This is a genomic window from Micromonospora sp. DT47 (genome assembly GCF_049844475.1).
Taxonomy (GTDB): Bacteria; Actinomycetota; Actinomycetes; order Mycobacteriales; family Micromonosporaceae; genus Micromonospora.
In genome coordinates, this window is sequence record NZ_JBNCLC010000018.1 from 19,910 (window position 1) to 36,043 (window position 16,134).

Here is a 16,134-nt window from a genome sequence, read left to right on the forward strand (position 1 = left end):
AGCCGTTGCCCAGCCGTTACCCGAAGGAAATGTTCTAAAGCTGAAGATGACGATGGAGAATTTCTTCATCCTCGAACGACCGGGAGGGACGATCCATGCGACCAAGACGTGCGGTTGCCGCCACGGGCCTCGCGCTCGTGCTCGCGGCATCTGCCATGAGCGCCTGCTCCAAGAACACCGGCGACGGGGGCTCGGAGGAGGAAAAGACCAAGCAGCAGACGAGCGCCATCGCCACCGACCCCAAGGAGTCGCAGGGGCCGGCGCCGGAGGTGGAGGGTGCCAAGAAGGGCGGCACGCTCAAGCTGATCACCGAGGCGGACTTCGAGCACCTCGACCCGCAGCGGACCTACACCGTGCAGGCGATGTCGGTGCAGCACCTGCTTCTGCGCACCCTCACCCAGTTCCGGGAGGACGGTGAGGGCAAGCTGACGCTGATCGGCGACCTCGCCGAGACCCCGGGCAAGGACGTCAACGGCGACTGCAAGACCTGGGAGTACACCCTCAAGAAGGGCGTCAAGTACGAGGACGGCACCGAGGTCAAGGCCGCGGACGTCGCCTACGGCATCGCCCGGTCGTTCGAGGAGTCCATCGACGGCGGCGCCACCTACGTGCAGGAGTGGCTGGCCGACAACCCCAGCTACAACGAGACCTACAAGGGCCCTTACACCTCGGGCAACACCAACGTGCCGGGCCTGACGGTCAACGGTGACCAGGGGCTCAAGTTCGAGTTCAAGAGCCCGCACTGCGACCTGCCGTTCGCCCTGGCGCTGCCGACGTCGGCGCCGGTGCCGCAGGCCAAGGACACCAAGACCGAGTACGACCGTCGGATCTTCTCCTCCGGCCCGTACAAGATCAAGGAATACACCCGGGACACCAAGCTGGTCCTCGAGCGCAACGAGAACTGGGACCCGAAGACCGACCCGCTGCGCCACAACTACCCGGACAGCGTGGTCGTCGAGATGGGGCCGGACGACACGGCCCAGACCGAGCGGGTGCTCGCCGGCTCGGGTGACGACGCCACCGCGATCGCCTGGGACGGTGTGCCGCAGTCGCTGATCAACCAGGTGCTGAACGGCGACCCGGCGATCAAGGACCGCACCCACCACGGGCCGGCTCCGTTCGTCTATGTGCTGAGCATCAACAACGAGCGCATCAAGGACCTCAACGTCCGCAAGGCGATCGGCTGCGCGCTCGACAAGCAGGGTGTCCTGCTGACCCAGGGCGGCGAGGCTTCCGGCAAGCTGACCAACACCCTGATGGCCGACACCACCATCGGTTGGGCGGACTACGCGGACCCGACCGGGTGCGGCCCCACCGGCAACCCGGAGAAGGCCAAGGAACTGCTCGGCGGTAAGAAGATCAAGCTGGCCTTCCTGTCCCGGGACAGCGCGCTCGGCCAGCAGACCGCGCCGGTGATCAAGGAGAGCCTGGAGAAGGCCGGCTTCGAGGTCGTCGTCTCCTACATCGACCGGGCGCAGCACAACCCGACCGCCCGGACCCGCGGCAACCAGTACGACATCTACCTCACCAACTGGGCCGCCGACTGGCCGAGCGGTGCGTCGACCATCCCGGTGCTCTACGACGGGCGCAAGCTCGGCCCGAAGGGCAACTCGAACATCTCCTACTTCAACGCCGCCGACGTGAACGCGGAGATCGACCGGGTCTCGGCCCTGCCGGCGGGCGAGGCGGGCGCCGAGTGGGCCAAGATCGACAAGATGATCCAGGAAAAGTACTACCCGGTGGCCCCGATCTACCAGACCAAGAACCTGACGGTTCACGGCGCCAAGGTGGGCGGGGTCTTCGTCTCCGACACCTACGGCACCGAGGTGCTCTACAACGCTCACATCAAGTAGGTCCCCGTTCCACCGGGCTCCCCCGTACCCGTCCAGGCGGGTGCGGGGGAGCTCCCCTTTTCACCGACCTGGGGCAGCGACCGGGAACAGGGGTCTCGGCTACAGATTGCGGCGGAGGAAGTCGAGTTCCAGCCGGAGCAGCCGTTCCGTCGTACCGCCGGCGGCCATGTGGGTCGCCCCGGTCAGCGGCAGCACCGCGTGCGGACGCCCGGTCGCCAGCAGCGCCGCCGACAGCCGCAGCGTGTGCGCGGCCACCACGTTGTCGTCGACCAGGCCGTGCACCAGCAGCAGCGGTCGGGCCTGCTCCGGGTCGACCACCGGCTCGGCGGCCAGCTCGACCAGCGAATGGTGACCGTAGACGTCGATCCCGTCGTCCGGCAGCCCCAGGTAGCGCTCGCTGTACGCGGTGTCGTACAGCGCCCAGTCGGTCACCGGGGCGCCGGCGATCCCGCACTTGAACAGCTCCGGGTGGCGCAGCACCGCCAGCCCGGCCAGCCAGCCGCCGAAGGACCAGCCGCGGATCGCCACCCGGTCGAGGTCCAGGTCCGGGTGCTTGCCCGCGAGCGCGGTCAGCGCGTCCACCTGGTCGGCCAGGACCACGTCGGCCACCCGCCGGTGGATCGCCTTCTCGAACGACGGGGCCACCCCGGGGGTGCCCCGGTTGTCGATCGTCACCACCGCGAAGCCCGAGTCGGCCCACCACTGCCGTTCCAGCCAGGCCGCCCGGGCCGCCACCACCTCCTGGTGCCCCGGGCCGCCGTAGACGTTCAGCAGCACGGGCAGCCGGGTGCCCTTGACGTGGTCGGTGGGGTAGAGCACCGCGGTCGGCAGCCGCCGGTCGGTCACCCGGACCATCATCGGGCGCGGGGCGTACGGCGGGGTGGCGGCGAGCGAACGCAGCTGGGCCACCTCACGGTCGCCGCGCCAGACCGACCAGCGGGTGCCCGGGGCGTCCAGCGAGGCGGTCCCCACCACCAGCACGTCCCCGCCGACCGCGGCGGTGTGCCAGCCGGGCGTGCCGCTCATCCGGCGGGCGTCCACCCCGCCGCCGATCGCCGTCCGGACCCGGTAGAGGTGGCGCTGGCTCGGCTCGCCCTCGCTCGCCTCGACCAGCAGGTCGGCCGGACCGCCGCCGCTGGGCAGCCGGCCCACCACCCGGCGTACGTAGAGCGAGGGTGGGGTGAGCAGGGTGCCGTCCGCGAAGAGGCAGCGGGCGTCGTACCCGTCGTGGGCCAGCTCGCCGCCGACCAGGACCCGGCCGTCCGGCAGGTGCGCCGGGGTGCCGGGGATCGGCTCCACCCAGCGCGGGTCGGCCAGCTCGGCGTGCACCTGGGTCTCCCCGGTGCGCGGGTCGACGGCCAGCACCAGGCCGTGCTGCTGCGAGCGGCGCAGCACGGTGATCAGCGGACCGCCGTCGGCCCAGTCGACCGACGCCAGGTAGGGGTAGGTCTCGCGGTCCCAGTGCACGTCGACCCAGCCGTCGTCGAGGTCGAGCAGGTGCAGGCTGACCTGGGCGTTCGGGCCGCCGGCCTGGGGGTACGCCACGGTGGTCGGGGGGCTCGCCGGGTCGGCCGGGTCGTGCAGGTGCCAGCGCGGCACCCGGGACTCGTCCACCCGGGCCGCCAGCACCATCCGGCCGTCCGGCGCCCACCAGTAGCCGCGGAACCGGTCGAACTCCTCGGCCGCGACGTGCTCGGCCAGCCCCCAGGTCACCCCGGCGTCCTCGCCGGCCAGCAGGGTGTCGGTGCCGTCGCCCTCGACCACCCGCAGCTCGCCCCGGTGGACCCCCTCGGCGGCGTCGGTGACGTACGCCAGCCGCTGCCCGGTCGGATCCGGCCGGGGATCGACCACCGGCCCGACGGTGGTCACCTCGACCACGTCGCCGTGCACCAGGTCGGCCCGGAACAGCCGCCCGGCCAGCGGGAAGACCGCCACCCGGCCGGCCGCGTCCAGGGCGTACGAGCCGATGCCGGCGGCGCTGAGCCGCATCCGCTCGCGCAGCGCCCGCTCGCCCGGGGCGAGCGCCCCCGGGTCGGCGTCCGCGCCGAGCAGCACCGCCGGGTCGGCGATCAGCCGTTCCTCGCCGGTGGTGACCTCCAGCGACCAGAGCGCCTCCGCCGGGTCGCCCGGCCCCCCCGAGCGGAGGAAGATCACCCGGGAACCGTCGTCGGCCACGGAAACGGCGCGCGGCGCCCCGTGGCTGAACCGACGGGTACGGGCGGCCAGCTCGGGAAAGTCCACAGCTCGGATCGTAAGGCGGCGTCGGGCGTGATGTGGCCGACCTGGGTGGACGCGTCAGGCTCGGACGTGAGGGACCGCCGGTTAGAGTGACGATCGTGACGACGCTGCCCGACCGACGCCTCCTGCTGGTTCACGCGCACCCCGACGACGAGTCCATCGGCACCGGGTCGACGATGGCGCACTACGCCGCCACCGGCGCCCACGTCACGCTGGTGACCTGCACCCTCGGCGAGGAGGGCGAGATCCACGTGCCGGAGCTGGCGCAGCTCGCCGCCGCCGAGGCGGACCAGCTCGGCGGCTTCCGGATCGGCGAGCTGGCCGCCGCCTGCGCCGCGCTCGGCGTCACCGACCAGCGCTTCCTCGGCGGCGCCGGCCGCTACCGCGACTCCGGGATGATGGGGCTGGCCACCAACGAGCACCCCCGGGCCTTCTGGCAGGCCGACCTCGACGAGGCCGCCGGGCACCTGGTGGAGATCATGCGCGAGGTCCGCCCGCAGGTCATGATCACGTACGACGACAACGGCTTCTACGGGCACCCGGACCACATCCAGGCGCACCGGGTGGCGATGCGGGCGCATCAGCTGGCCGCCGCCGAGGGATTCGCCCCGGCGAAGATCTACTGGACGGCCATGCCGCTCAGCGTGCTGGAGGCCGGCATGACCCACTTCGCCGAGTCCTCGGACAACCCCTTCGCCGGCATCGACGACCTCACCGAGCTGCCCTTCGGCACGCCCGACGCGCAGATCGCCGCCCGGATCGACGCCACCGAGCAGCACGCCGCCAAGGAGGCGGCGATGCGGGCGCACGCCACCCAGATCCCGGCCACCTCCTGGCTCTACTCCATCGCCGGCAACTTCGGCGCCGAGTTCATGGGCGTGGAGTACTTCACCCTGGCGGTGGGGGAGAAGGGGCCGGGCAGCGGCCCGTACGGCTGGGAGGACGACCTCTTCGCCGGGATCGCCGCCGACGGGGCGGACCGTTCCCCCGTCGCGGCGGCCGGCCTCCGGTGACCCTGCCCGCCGCGCAGATGCCGGTCGTCGAGGAGGAGACCACCACGCCGTCCCCAGGCCGGCGCGAGCGGCTGCTCGATCTCGCCCTGCGGGTGGCCGGTGGGCTGGTCTCCGTGGTCGGCGGGGTGCTCGCCGCCCTGCTCGGGCTGCTGCTCTCCACGGTCCGGGTGGACGGCCACCTGATCGGGGTGTCGGTGCCGGTCACCATCGGCACGGCGATCGCGCTGAGCTGGTTCGCGTACGCGACGGTCGGCCGGAAGTGGGCGGTGGCGCTGCCCGCGCTGCCCTGGTTCGCGCTGATGGCCGTGGCGGCCGTCCGGACCGCCGAGGGCGACCTGCTCGTCTCCGGCGACAACTGGGTGGGGCTGGCCATCATCACCACCGGCGCGATGACCTTCGCGGTGATGGCGTTCCGGCAGATCCTCGGCCCGCCGCAGCGTCGTCATGACGGGTGATGACGGCGCACAGGTAACGGTGGTACATATTCCTGCGAGGAGGCCCGCCGACCGAGCGGGCGGTACGGCGGGAGGCGTGCGATGAAGGACCGGTGGCGGGCGATCGGGGTGCTCGCGGGAGCACTGTTCGCGGTCAACGTGGTGGCCCGGGTGATCATCGAGTTCGGCTTCGACGGGAACGACACCGCCGCTGACCGGGTGTCGCTGGCCATGTTCGTGGTGATCGGACTGATCCTCGCCGCGGTGGTCTTCGTCCAGGGCCGGTCCCGGCCGGTCGGGCGCTGGGGCGCGGACGTGGGCGCCGCGGTGGCGGTGGCGCTGCTGCTGACCGTGCTGGTCGGCCCGCTGCTGGTCGGCAACAACCCGTTCGGTGGGGGTGCCGGCCTGTTCTTCGCCCAGATCTGGCTCTACCTCGCCGCGGCCGCCGCCGGTGTGGCCATCGGCTACCTGGTGCTCACCGCGCTCGGCCTCGACCACCGCTCGCAGCTGCTCAAGCGGTACGCCGAGATCAAGGCCGCCAAGCCCCGCCGGGTCGTCCGCCGCTGACTCCCGGTCCTGGGCGGGGCATGGTCGACTCCGTTGCGGGGATGTTTCGGGGGTGGAGTCGCGGGGACACCGCCATGTCGGCGACATTGAGTCGATCTTCGCGCGCCCCCGCGTGAGCGGGGCGCGGGGCGGGTCAGGCGGGTGGGGCGACCCGGGTCAGGTAGGTGTGGTGGGTGTTGAAGCCGAGCCCCCGGTAGAGCGCCACCGCGGCGATGTTGCGCTGCTCCACCTGGAGGAAGGCGTGCGACGCGCCCTCCGCCAGGCCCCAGCCGGCCAGGGCCCGGACCACCCGGCCGGCCAGCCCCTGCCGGCGGGCGGACGGCACCACCTCGATCAGGCTCAGCCCGAGCCAGCGCCCCTCGCCGGTGACGGTGCCCCGGCCGATCGCGACCAGCGCGCCGTCGGCGTACACCTGGGCGAAGCGGACCCGGTCCACCGCGGTGAGCACGTGCCGGGCGGCGTCCGGGAGGCCGCCCTTGCGGCCGGCGGCGATCGCCAGCCAGTCCTCCGACGGCGCGGCGGCCAGCCCGACCGGCGGCGCGCCGGCGGGCGGGGGCGGCGCCGGCGGCAGCGCGGCCAGCGGCACGGTCTGCACCAGCACCGGCGGCCGGGCGCCCCAGTCCCGCGCGTCCAGCTCGGCGCCGACCGGCGCGGCGAGCGGCAGCGGGGTGTTGACCATCGCCGGCTGGCCGCGCTCGGCGTACCAGCGCTCGATCGCGTCCACCGCGGCCGGCAACGGCCGGTCCGGGTCGCCCACCGGCAGGGCCGAGTTGGCCCGGCCGGACCAGCCCGCCGCCGAGCGCAGCAACCAGTCGCCCAACCGGCCCCGGACCACGGCCGGCCAGGCCTCGTCGGAGGCCCGCTCCAGAGCGACCACCGCGGCGGCGGTGGGTCGGCGGGTCGGCGGCACCCGCTTGGCCCGGTGCACCTCGGCCACCGGCACCCGCAGCCGACCCTGCGCGGTGGCCAGAGTGAGATGGGTCTCGGTCAGCTCGACCAGCTCCCCGAGGGCGTCCGAGAAGAGCGGCCGGCCCTCGCGAATCCCCACAATCCGGCGGACCACGATCCGGTGTCCCACATCCTGCTGTCGGAGCACGATCGACCGTTCCTGTCAGTGTTGCCTGGGGCGACGCTTCACAGCCACCGGCCCACCGCTGCGGGTCTTACGGTCGGCTCCACGTGCGTTTGATGACTCCCGGCCACTCCGGGTGTCGCTGACACCGCTCGCGAGGGCGGCGAGATTCCGCGCGGCATTGAGGTCCCGATCCAGGACCAGACCGCAGGAGGTGCAGGTGTAGATGCGTTCGGACAGGGCGAGCTTGGCTTTCACCGCGCCACAGACCGAGCAAGTCTTGGAGGACGGGTCCCATCGATCAGCGACAACGAGCCGGCTGCCGTACCAGTCGGCCTTGTAGCGGAGTTGGCGATGCAACTCGCTGAACGCGACGTCGCCGATGTGCCTGGCCAAGAGGCGACTGCGCAGCATTCCGGTCACGTTCAGATCTTCGATCACGATCGTGCCAAACTCACGGGTCAGGCTGGTAGAGATTTTGTGCGAGTTGTCACGGCGCAGGTCGGTGACCCGGCGATGCGCAAGAAGGAGTGCCTTCTGCGTCCGGAGCCCTCGCTTCGACGGCCGCTGACCGGTCCGCCGGTCCCGGCCCTCTCTACGGGCAGAGGCACGGCCGAGCCGGCGTAGTTTGCGCAGTGCTCCATCGAGGTGACGGGGATTGGGCAGGGCTCGGCCTGTGGCCCAGTTGAAGGCCACCCGGGCAGCCCCTGCGTGGGCGAGTACCGCCCGTTCCTGGGCTGGCGTGAGAGCCAGGGCGAACCGATATGCCTGCATAGGCGGGTGAGTCATGGAGAGGCAACCTCACGCGTTGGCTTCCGAAGGTCGCCATGGTAAGCCGGGGGTACGACCGATTGCTGCTGGCGAGATACTAGGCTCTTACCGTCGCGGGTGATCGCGGCGAGTCTTGCGGAGGAGAAGACCGGTGACCTACATCATCGCCGAGCCGTGCGTGGATGTGCTCGACAAGGCATGCATCGAGGAGTGCCCGGTCGACTGCATTTACGAGGGCAACCGGATGCTCTACATCCACCCCGACGAGTGCGTCGACTGTGGGGCCTGTGAGCCGGTCTGCCCGGTCGAAGCCATCTTCTACGAGGACGACGTCCCGGAGCAGTGGAAGGACTACACCGGGGCCAACTACGAGTTCTTCGAGGACCTGGGCTCCCCGGGCGGCGCGTCGAAGATCGGCAAGGTGGAGAAGGACGCGACGTTCGTCGCCGCCCAGCCGCCGCGCGGAGAGGGCCACTGAACCGGCCCGCGCCGGTCTCGGCGCGGCTGCCCGAGTTCACCTGGGACACGCTGGACGCCGCCGCCACCCTGGCCGCGGCGCACCCGGACGGTCTGATCAACCTCTCGATGGGCACCCCGGTCGACCCGGTGCCCCCGGTGATCCGGCAGGCGCTGGCGGACGCGGCCGACGCGCCGGGCTACCCGCTGACCGCGGGCACCCCGGCGCTGCGCGACGCGATCGCCGGCTGGGTGGCCCGGGCCTGCGGAGCCGGCGTCGACGGGCTCGGCGTGCTGCCCACGATCGGCTCCAAGGAGCTGGTCGCCTGGCTGCCCACCCTGCTCGGCGTCGGCCCCGGTGACGTGGTCGTGGTGCCGTCGATCGCCTACCCGACGTACGAGGACGGGGCCCGGCTCGCCGGCGCCACCACCGTCCGCGCCGACTCGCTGACCGCGGTCGGCCCGACCTCCCGGGTACGCCTGGTCTGGGTGAACTCGCCCGGCAACCCGACCGGTCGGGTGCTGCCCACCGCCCACCTGCGCAAGGTGGTCGACTGGGCCCGCGAGCGCGGCGCCGTGGTGGCCAGCGACGAGTGCTACCTGCCGTTGGGCTGGTCGGCCGGCACCGAGCCGGTCTCGGTGCTCTCGCCGGATGTCTGCGGCGGGTCGTACGACTCGGTGCTGGCGGTGCACTCGCTCTCCAAGCGCTCCAACCTGGCCGGCTACCGGGCCGGCTTCGTCGCCGGCGACCCGGCGCTGGTGGCCGAGCTGCTCAAGATCCGTAAGCACGCCGGCATGATCGTGCCCGCGCCCGTGCAGGCCGCGATGGTGGCCGCGCTCGCCGACCAGGCGCACGCCGACGAGCAGCGGGAGCGCTACCGGGCCCGGCGGGAGATCCTGCTCGCCGCGTTCACCGGGGCGGGCTTCACGGTGGAGCACTCCGAGGCCGGGCTCTACCTCTGGATGACCCGTGGCGAGGACTGCTGGGACACCGTCGACTGGCTGGCCCGGCGGGGCATCCTGGTCGCCGCCGGCGTCTTCTACGGCCCCGGCGGCGCCCGGCACGTCCGGGCGGCGCTCACCGAGTCCGACGCGCACGTCGCCGCGGTCGCGGCCCGGCTCGCGCAGCACTGACCCCGGCGGCCGGCCCTCCCCGGGCCGGCCGCCGCCCGTCGTCAGTCGTCGTTGAGCTGCCGGAAGACCCGGAGCAGGGTGTCCCGGCTGTGCTTCTCCAGCAGCTCGCTGGCCATCAGCTCCTGCATGGTGACCACCCGACCGCCGTGCAGGGCCAGCTCCGCCTTCAGCGGCACCTCCCGCTTGACCACGACCGAGACGATCTCCTCGTACGGCACGAAGGCGTGCCGGGCCACCAGCTCCGCGACCGGCGTCGCGCCGACCAGCGCGCGCAGCCGCTTCTCGCCCTGGTTGGCCTTGCCCGGGTTGCCGATGATGACCAGGCCCCGGTCCAACACCAGCACGTCGTGCTCCCGGCCGTCGACCTTGATGTTGGCCAGCGCGCCGATCAGGTCGGCGTCGCGTCCGGAGACCTGGCTCTCCACCACGGTCGCGCCGCCCGGGTCGATGCCCAGCTCGGTGAGGCGGGCCAGCGCCTCGTCCAGGGTCTGCGGGGAGACGGCCAGCTTGGCGATCTCGGCCAGGTCCCACGGCTCGCCGTGCGGGCCGACCAGTTGGGCCGGCCCGGTCCAGGAGAGTCGCCAGTGGGCCCGCCCGGACCGGACGGCGGCGTTGTCGAGCAGCGTCTCCATCGGGCCGGCGAAGCGGACCGCCGCCTCCTTGCGGGTGGCGTCGCCGAAGAACTGCTCGGCGAACTCGCCGAGCCGGCCGGCCCGGACCAGCTCCAGCACGGTGGCCAGGCCGGGCTGCGGCACCCCGGTGAACCGGCCGGCGGCCCGGTAGAGGGAGTCCGCCTGCTGCTGCACGCCGGCGGCCACCGCCGCGGCGGTGAACTGGACCCAGGGCAGCACCTGCCGGCGACCGTGGTCCACCACGACGCCCTGCAGCTGCCGGCCGGCGGTGGCGATGTCGGCCAGCAGGATCGCGGCCGGCCGGTCGTCCGGGGCGACGGTCGCCGCCGGCGCGTCCGCCATCGCGGCGATCCGGACGCCGACGGGCGGGTGGGTGTCCCACCGCGACGGCTCCCGGTCGGGGGCGTTCTCCCGCAGCTCGGCGATCTCGTCCGACCGGGCGTGCAGCAGCTGGCCGAAGCCGCCGAAGAGGTCGTCCGGCGCCAGGTCGGCCGACCAGCCCGGCTCGACGTACCGGCGCATGTAGAAACCCCAGGCCGCGTCGAGGGCCGGCAGGGAGCGCAGCGCGGAGGCGGCGGCCTCGTGGCCGGCCAGCAGCACCGACGACCGGTCCGCCTCCAGCTCCTGCCGCCGGGACGCGGCGTTGTCGACCATCAGGTAGAGCTTCGAGTAGCCCTTGAACACCCAGCCGATCGGGTTGCGCGGGCTGATCCGCTCGATGGTCTCCTCGATCGCCAGCCGGCCTCGGTACGCCACCCCGCCGAGCCGGGTGTGCTGGCCGGAGTAGTGGCCCAGCTCGTGCGCGAGCACCGAGCGGAGCTGGTCGAGACGCATCGCCTGGAGCAGCGGCAGTCCGATGTAGAGGGTGCGTCGCCCGCCGATCAGGCCGAGCAGCCGGCTCTGCTCGCCGACCGCGGCGTTCACCTCGGGCACCAGCCGGATCTCGTCCGGGGCGCGGGTGCCGACCGCGGCCGCCAGCTCCCGCACGGTCGCCCAGAGCCCCGGCGCCTCCCGCTCGCCGAGGATCAGACCGGGCACCGGCTCGTTCTTGGTACGGATCGCCCGCCAGAGCCCGACCAGCACCGCGCCCAGCGCGACGACCAGCGGGAGGAGCAGCTTGCCGGTGATGGCGCCGGTGGTGTGGCTGAACAGCCAGACGCCGAGCGCGACGACGGCGGCGAGCTGCAGCAGCGCGACGACGTAGAAACCGATCAACATGACCACCGAGGCGAGCGCCCGGTACGTCGCGGACATGGTCCTTCCTTCCCCCGTTTGAACGCCCGCCGGGTGGTGGGCGGCGCAGGGGACCGTACGACGTGGATTCCCCATCGACAACCCCCTTCCGGTCCGGGCCGGGCCGCCCCTACGATCGTCCGACGACGTCACGGGGAGAGGAAACGCGAGAATGTGGCCGTTCCGGCGGAAGAGCAGGCAGGCGGCGGTACCCACGGTGCGGGTGGACCCGACCCAGGGTGACCCGACCGCCCGTGCCCTGCGCGAGGCGGGTGAGCGACGTGACTGGCGCGCGGTCCGCGACCTGCTCGTGCCGGTGACCGACCCGGACGACCACGCGTTCTACGTCTCGGCGGTCGCCGACGTCACGGGCGTGCAGGAGTGGATCGGCGAGTGGATCGACGCCGAGCCCCGGTCGACCCTGCCGGTCCTGGTGCGCGGGGCCCACGCCGTCTACTGGGCGTGGGAGGCCCGGGGCGGAGGCCGGGCCTCGCAGACCCGCCAGGAGCAGTTCAAGGAGTTCTTCCGACGGCTCAAGCTCGCCGAGAACTGCCTGGACGAGGTCGCCGACCGCGATCCGGACGACACCACCGCACGGACCTTCCTGGTCACCGCGGCCCGTGGTCGACAGGTGGACCGGGACGAGGCGCAGCGCCGCTTCGACGACGTGGTGGCCCGGCACCCGTGGCACCGGATCGCCCACGAGCAGATGCTGCAGTACCGCTGCCACAAGTGGTTCGGCAGCCACGAGGAGATGTTCGACTTCGCCCGTACGGCGGTGGCCAAGGCCCCGGCCGGGTCGCCGCTGGGGCAGCTGGTCCCGGCGGCGCACCTGGAACGGTGGCTCGACCTTCCCTCCGGCGAGGACGCGGCGTACCTCGACGACGACGCGGTGCGGGCCGAACTCAACGCGGCCGCGGACACTTCGGTCCGCCACCCCGGCTACCAGGCCCGGCCCGGCTGGGCGACGGTGCACAACTCGTTCGCGATGGCCTTCGCCATGTCCGGCGACCTCCGTTCCGCCGCCGGGCAGTTCGAGGTGATCGGTGACCTGGTCACCGCCTCGCCCTGGCAGTACCTCAACGGCCGCGACCCGGGTGCCCCGTTCACCGCCTGGCGGCGCAAGGCGATGGCCGCCCAGGGCTGAGCGGCGTCCCGACCGGGCCGGGGCGATATCCTCGGCCCGGACTTCAGGCGGGGCCGGCGCGCCCCGCAGTCGAGGAGGAACGCCGAGGTACGCGGATGGTGGGCAGGGCCGGCGCACGGGTCCGGGCGGCGGTGGTCGGCACCGGCCTGATCGGCGGATCGGTGCTGCTCCGGCTGCACGCGGCAGGCCTGGACGTGGCCGGCTGGGACCCGGACGAGGCCACCCGGCACGAGGCGCGGCGGGTCGGCGTACCCGCTCCGGAGCGGCTGGTCGAGGCGGTGGCCGACCGCGACGTGGTCTTCCTCTGCGGCCCGCTGCCCACCCTGTCGGAGACCCTGGCCGAGGTGGCGGCGGCGACCGGCGACGGCTGCGTGCTGACCGACGTGGGCAGCACCAAGGCGGAGCTGGCCGCGTTCGCCGCCGCGCGCGGGCTGACCCACCGGTTCGTACCCGGCCACCCGATGGCCGGTACCGACCGGGCCGGCCTCATCGCGGCCGCGCCGGACCTCTTCGACGGCGCCGCCTGGGTGCTCTGCCCCGCCCCTGGCCCCGGCCTGGCCGCGTTCCGCTGGCTGACCGCGCTGGTGGTCGACGTCTTCGCCGCCCGGGTGGTGCCGATGGCGGCCGACCGGCACGACGCCGTCGTCGCGCTGGCCTCGCACGTGCCGCACCTGCTCGCCGGCGCACTGGCCGGCGCCACCGACCGGTCGCCGCTGCGCGACGCGGTGCTCGCCCTCGCCGCCGGCAGCTTCCGCGACGGCACCCGGGTGGCCGGCACGCCGCCGGAGCGGACGGCCAACATGCTGCTCGGCAACCGCGCCGAGATCCTGGCCGCGCTCGGCTCGGTCACCGCGTTCCTGGACGAGCTGGCCGCCGCGCTACGCGACGGCGACCGGGACGCGCTCACCGCGCGGCACCGGGAGGGCCGGGACGCCCGGCTCGCGCTGACCGGCCGCCCGACGGTGCGGCTGCGCCCCCGCTTCCCGCTCGCCGCCGGTGACGAGGAGCTGCGCTTCCTGCACGAGCTCGGCGCGGCCGGCGGGCATCTGGACGGCTGCCGGACGGACGGCGACGAGGTGGAGTACTCGGCCCGCCGGTTGACCACGGAACCGGGCGGCCCGCTCGCCCCGCCGTTAGGGTGAGGGCGTGGCGGACGGACCGGTGGTGGCGGTGGGCGGCGCGGCGTACCGGTCGGTCGCGCCGGAGCTCGCCCGCCCCCCGGTGACCGCCACGTCCCGGGCGTGGTGCACCCGCAGCGGGCCGGCCCCGAGCTGATGCCCGAGGCGCGACCGCTCCCGCTCGACGAACTGGTGGCCCGGGCCCGGTCCCTGGCCGAGGCCGGCCCGCGGCAGCTGCTCGGCATCGCCGGCGCTCCCGGAGCGGGCAAGTCCACCCTCGCCGAGCGGATCGTCGCCGCGATCGGCCCGACCGCCCGGTTGGTGCCGATGGACGGCTTCCACCTGGCCCAGGCGGAGCTGGTCCGGCTGGGCCGCGCCGACCGCAAGGGCGCGGTGGACACCTTCGACGCCAACGGGTACGTCTCCCTGCTGCGCCGGCTGCGGCGGCTGGAACCGAGCGCCGTCTACGCGCCGCTGTTCCGCCGGGACCTGGAGGAACCGGTGGCCGGGGCGATCGAGGTGCCGCCCTCGGTCCGGCTGGTGGTGACCGAGGGCAACTACCTGCTGCTCACCGACCCGCCCTGGGACGAGGTGCGGCAGCTGCTGCACGAGGCCTGGTTCCTCGACCTGGACGTGGAGCTGCGGCTGCGCCGACTGGTCGCCCGGCACCAGGCGTACGGGCGGTCGCCGGTCGAGGCGGCGGCCTGGGCGCACGGCAGCGACGAGGCCAACACCGCCCAGGTGTCCGGCACCGCGCACCACGCCGACCTGGTCGTACGGCTAACCGACCCGAACGCTGTTTAGCAGGTCAAGCGGCTATTCGAGGGTGCGTACCGGCCGGGCGGGGTTGCCCACCGCCACCACGTTGGGTGGCAGATCCCGGGTCACCACGGCGCCCGCGCCGACCACCGTGTTCTCCCCGACGGCGACCCCGGCGAGCACGATCGCTCCGCCGCCGAGCCAGACGTTGTCGCCGATGGTGATCGGCTTCGCGGCCTCCCACTTGTCCCGGCGCGGCCCGGGTTCCACCGGGTGGGTCGGGGTGAGCAGCTGCACGTTCGGTCCGATCTGGACGTCCGCCCCGATGGTGATCCGGGCGACGTCGAGGAAGACCGCGTTGTAGTTGACGAAGCTTCGCGGGCCGATGTGGGTCTGCCAGCCGTAGTCGCAGTGGAACGGCGGACGGACCCAGGCGCCCTCACCGAGCGAGCCGAGCAGCTCGCGCAGCGCGGCCAGCCGTCCCTGCGGGTCAGCGGCGGAGCTGGTGTTGAAGCGTTCCATCAGCCAGGCGGCCCGGTCGAGGTCGGCGATGATCTCGGGCTCGTCGGCGATGTACGGCTCGCCGGCCAGCATTCGTTCCCGCATGGACGTCACCCGGCCGATCATGCCGGAACCGGTCCGGTGGCGCGGGACGATCAGGCGGGTCGCCCGCGCGGTGAGGCGTACCCCCGGGTCCGCGGCGGCGTGCCGCGGACCCGGGAGGGACTGTCAGTCGTTGGCGTGCAGGGCGACGTTCAGCTCGATGCCCCGGCCGGTGCGCGGCCGGGCCTCCAGCCCACCGGTGACCGAGTTGCGCCAGAAGAGCAGCCCGGCCACCCCGGACAGCTCGCGGGCCTTGACCACCCGGCCGTCCGGCAGGGTGACCTTGGAGCCGGCGGTGACGTAGCAGCCCGCCTCGACCACGCAGTCGTCGCCGAGCGAGATGCCGATGCCGCCGTTCGCGCCGACCAGGCTCCGCTCGCCGATCCGTACCTTCTCGGTGCCGCCGCCGGACAGGGTGCCCATGATCGAGGCGCCGGCGCCGATGTCGGAGCCGTCGCCGACCACCACGCCCTGCACGATCCGTCCCTCGACCATCGAGGTGCCCAGCGTGCCGGCGTTGAAGTTCACGAAGCCCTCGTGCATCACCGTGGTGCCGGAGGCGAGGTGCGCGCCGAGCCGGACCCGGTCCGCGTCGGCGATCCGCACGCCGGAGGGGACCACGTAGTCGGTCATCCGGGGGAACTTGTCCACCCCGTGGACGGCCAGGTGGCGGCCGGCGGCCCGCTCGATCACCCGCAGCTCGTCCACCCGTTCCGGCGGGCACGGGCCGGCCGAGGTCCAGGCCACGTTGGCCAGCTTGCCGAAGATGCCGTCCAGGTTGAGCTCGTTGGGCCGGACCAGGCGGTGGGAGAGCAGGTGCAGCCGCAGGTACGCGTCGGCGGCGTCCTTGATCGGGTCGTCCAGCGACCCGATCACGGTCACCACCTCGACGGTACGCAGACCGGGCAGCGCCCGCTCGCCGATCGCCCCGGGCGGCAGGTCCAGCACGTCGGCCTGGTCCTCGCCGGGGACCAGCGGCAGCTCGCCGAGTCCCAGCTTGCCGGTCGGATACCAGGTGTCGAGCACCTGCTCGTCAGCGGTGATGGTGGCCAGGCCGATGCCCCAGGCAGACTGTGCGGTCGTCACGATCCTGAAGGTACCGTG

16 protein-coding genes are annotated in these 16,134 nt (G+C 73.3%); 10 read left to right on the forward strand and 6 right to left on the reverse strand.

All coding sequences use genetic code 11. From position 1 onward, the window contains the following. The first annotated feature begins 155 nt into the window (after nucleotides 1-155). On the forward strand, nucleotides 156-1,853 hold the full coding sequence (locus ACLQ2U_RS23485; RefSeq protein WP_425752900.1) for an ABC transporter substrate-binding protein: 1,698 nt from the start codon (nucleotides 156-158) through the stop codon (nucleotides 1,851-1,853). 99 nt (nucleotides 1,854-1,952) lie between these two features. On the opposite strand, the gene ACLQ2U_RS23490 is transcribed toward ACLQ2U_RS23485, so the two are convergent. After that, the gene (locus ACLQ2U_RS23490; RefSeq protein WP_425752901.1) at nucleotides 1,953-4,094 is read right to left on the reverse strand and encodes a prolyl oligopeptidase family serine peptidase; all 2,142 of its coding nucleotides are present in this window, start codon (nucleotides 4,092-4,094) and stop codon (nucleotides 1,953-1,955) included. An 86-nt stretch (nucleotides 4,095-4,180) separates the two neighbouring features. Between ACLQ2U_RS23490 and mshB the strand changes: the two genes are divergently transcribed. The 3 genes from mshB to ACLQ2U_RS23505 all read left to right on the forward strand — a co-directional run bounded on the left by mshB (nucleotide 4,181) and on the right by ACLQ2U_RS23505 (nucleotide 6,105). Continuing rightward, entirely contained in the window at nucleotides 4,181-5,104 is a 924-nt protein-coding gene (mshB, locus tag ACLQ2U_RS23495) for an N-acetyl-1-D-myo-inositol-2-amino-2-deoxy-alpha-D-glucopyranoside deacetylase (RefSeq protein WP_425752902.1), read from the forward strand. Nucleotides 5,105-5,121: 17 nt separating this feature from the next. Next, entirely contained in the window at nucleotides 5,122-5,559 is a 438-nt protein-coding gene (locus tag ACLQ2U_RS23500; RefSeq protein WP_425752989.1) for a hypothetical protein, read from the forward strand. An 81-nt stretch (nucleotides 5,560-5,640) separates the two neighbouring features. After that, nucleotides 5,641-6,105: a hypothetical protein gene (locus ACLQ2U_RS23505; protein ID WP_425752903.1), complete on the forward strand. Its 465-nt coding sequence runs from the start codon at nucleotides 5,641-5,643 to the stop codon at nucleotides 6,103-6,105. 133 nt (nucleotides 6,106-6,238) lie between these two features. Here ACLQ2U_RS23505 and ACLQ2U_RS23510 read toward each other — a convergent pair whose 3' ends face one another. Together ACLQ2U_RS23510 and ACLQ2U_RS23515 are read right to left on the reverse strand one after the other, a co-directional pair. Then, a complete protein-coding gene (locus ACLQ2U_RS23510) occupies nucleotides 6,239-7,201 on the reverse strand; it encodes a GNAT family N-acetyltransferase (protein ID WP_425752904.1) in 963 nt (320 codons plus the stop codon). 15 nt (nucleotides 7,202-7,216) lie between these two features. Further along, complete coding sequence (locus ACLQ2U_RS23515) at nucleotides 7,217-7,966, reverse strand: RNA-guided endonuclease TnpB family protein (RefSeq protein ID WP_425752905.1); 750 nt, start codon at nucleotides 7,964-7,966, stop codon at nucleotides 7,217-7,219. A 133-nt stretch (nucleotides 7,967-8,099) separates the two neighbouring features. Between ACLQ2U_RS23515 and fdxA the strand changes: the two genes are divergently transcribed. Together fdxA and dapC are read left to right on the forward strand one after the other, a co-directional pair. Next, nucleotides 8,100-8,426, forward strand: coding sequence for a ferredoxin (fdxA, locus tag ACLQ2U_RS23520; RefSeq protein ID WP_007464872.1), 327 nt, complete (start codon nucleotides 8,100-8,102; stop codon nucleotides 8,424-8,426). After that, entirely contained in the window at nucleotides 8,423-9,538 is a 1,116-nt protein-coding gene (gene dapC / locus ACLQ2U_RS23525; RefSeq protein ID WP_425752990.1) for a succinyldiaminopimelate transaminase, read from the forward strand. The genes fdxA and dapC overlap by 4 nt, the downstream gene beginning before the upstream one ends. Nucleotides 9,539-9,579: 41 nt before the next feature. Here dapC and ACLQ2U_RS23530 read toward each other — a convergent pair whose 3' ends face one another. Then, nucleotides 9,580-11,424: a M48 family metallopeptidase gene (locus ACLQ2U_RS23530; RefSeq protein WP_425752906.1), complete on the reverse strand. Its 1,845-nt coding sequence runs from the start codon at nucleotides 11,422-11,424 to the stop codon at nucleotides 9,580-9,582. 202 nt (nucleotides 11,425-11,626) lie between these two features. Between ACLQ2U_RS23530 and ACLQ2U_RS23535 the strand changes: the two genes are divergently transcribed. The 4 genes from ACLQ2U_RS23535 to ACLQ2U_RS23550 all read left to right on the forward strand — a co-directional run bounded on the left by ACLQ2U_RS23535 (nucleotide 11,627) and on the right by ACLQ2U_RS23550 (nucleotide 14,472). Further along, nucleotides 11,627-12,550: a DUF4034 domain-containing protein gene (locus ACLQ2U_RS23535; protein WP_425752907.1), complete on the forward strand. Its 924-nt coding sequence runs from the start codon at nucleotides 11,627-11,629 to the stop codon at nucleotides 12,548-12,550. Between the two features lie 95 nt (nucleotides 12,551-12,645). After that, a complete protein-coding gene (locus tag ACLQ2U_RS23540) occupies nucleotides 12,646-13,692 on the forward strand; it encodes a prephenate dehydrogenase (protein ID WP_425752908.1) in 1,047 nt (348 codons plus the stop codon). 4 nt (nucleotides 13,693-13,696) lie between these two features. After that, the gene (locus ACLQ2U_RS23545; RefSeq protein ID WP_425752909.1) at nucleotides 13,697-13,825 is read left to right on the forward strand and encodes a hypothetical protein; all 129 of its coding nucleotides are present in this window, start codon (nucleotides 13,697-13,699) and stop codon (nucleotides 13,823-13,825) included. After that, the gene (locus tag ACLQ2U_RS23550; protein WP_425752991.1) at nucleotides 13,825-14,472 is read left to right on the forward strand and encodes a nucleoside/nucleotide kinase family protein; all 648 of its coding nucleotides are present in this window, start codon (nucleotides 13,825-13,827) and stop codon (nucleotides 14,470-14,472) included. Before ACLQ2U_RS23545 ends, ACLQ2U_RS23550 begins: the two co-directional genes overlap by 1 nt. Nucleotides 14,473-14,484: 12 nt before the next feature. Here ACLQ2U_RS23550 and ACLQ2U_RS23555 read toward each other — a convergent pair whose 3' ends face one another. After that, nucleotides 14,485-15,042 carry a sugar O-acetyltransferase gene (locus ACLQ2U_RS23555; RefSeq protein ID WP_425752910.1) on the reverse strand — a complete coding sequence of 186 codons (558 nt, stop codon included), beginning with the start codon at nucleotides 15,040-15,042 and terminating at the stop codon, nucleotides 14,485-14,487. Between the two features lie 114 nt (nucleotides 15,043-15,156). Continuing rightward, nucleotides 15,157-16,116 (reverse strand): 2,3,4,5-tetrahydropyridine-2,6-dicarboxylate N-succinyltransferase, encoded by a 960-nt coding sequence (dapD, locus tag ACLQ2U_RS23560; RefSeq protein ID WP_425752911.1) that lies wholly within the window; start codon nucleotides 16,114-16,116, stop codon nucleotides 15,157-15,159. Nucleotides 16,117-16,134 lie beyond the last annotated feature (18 nt).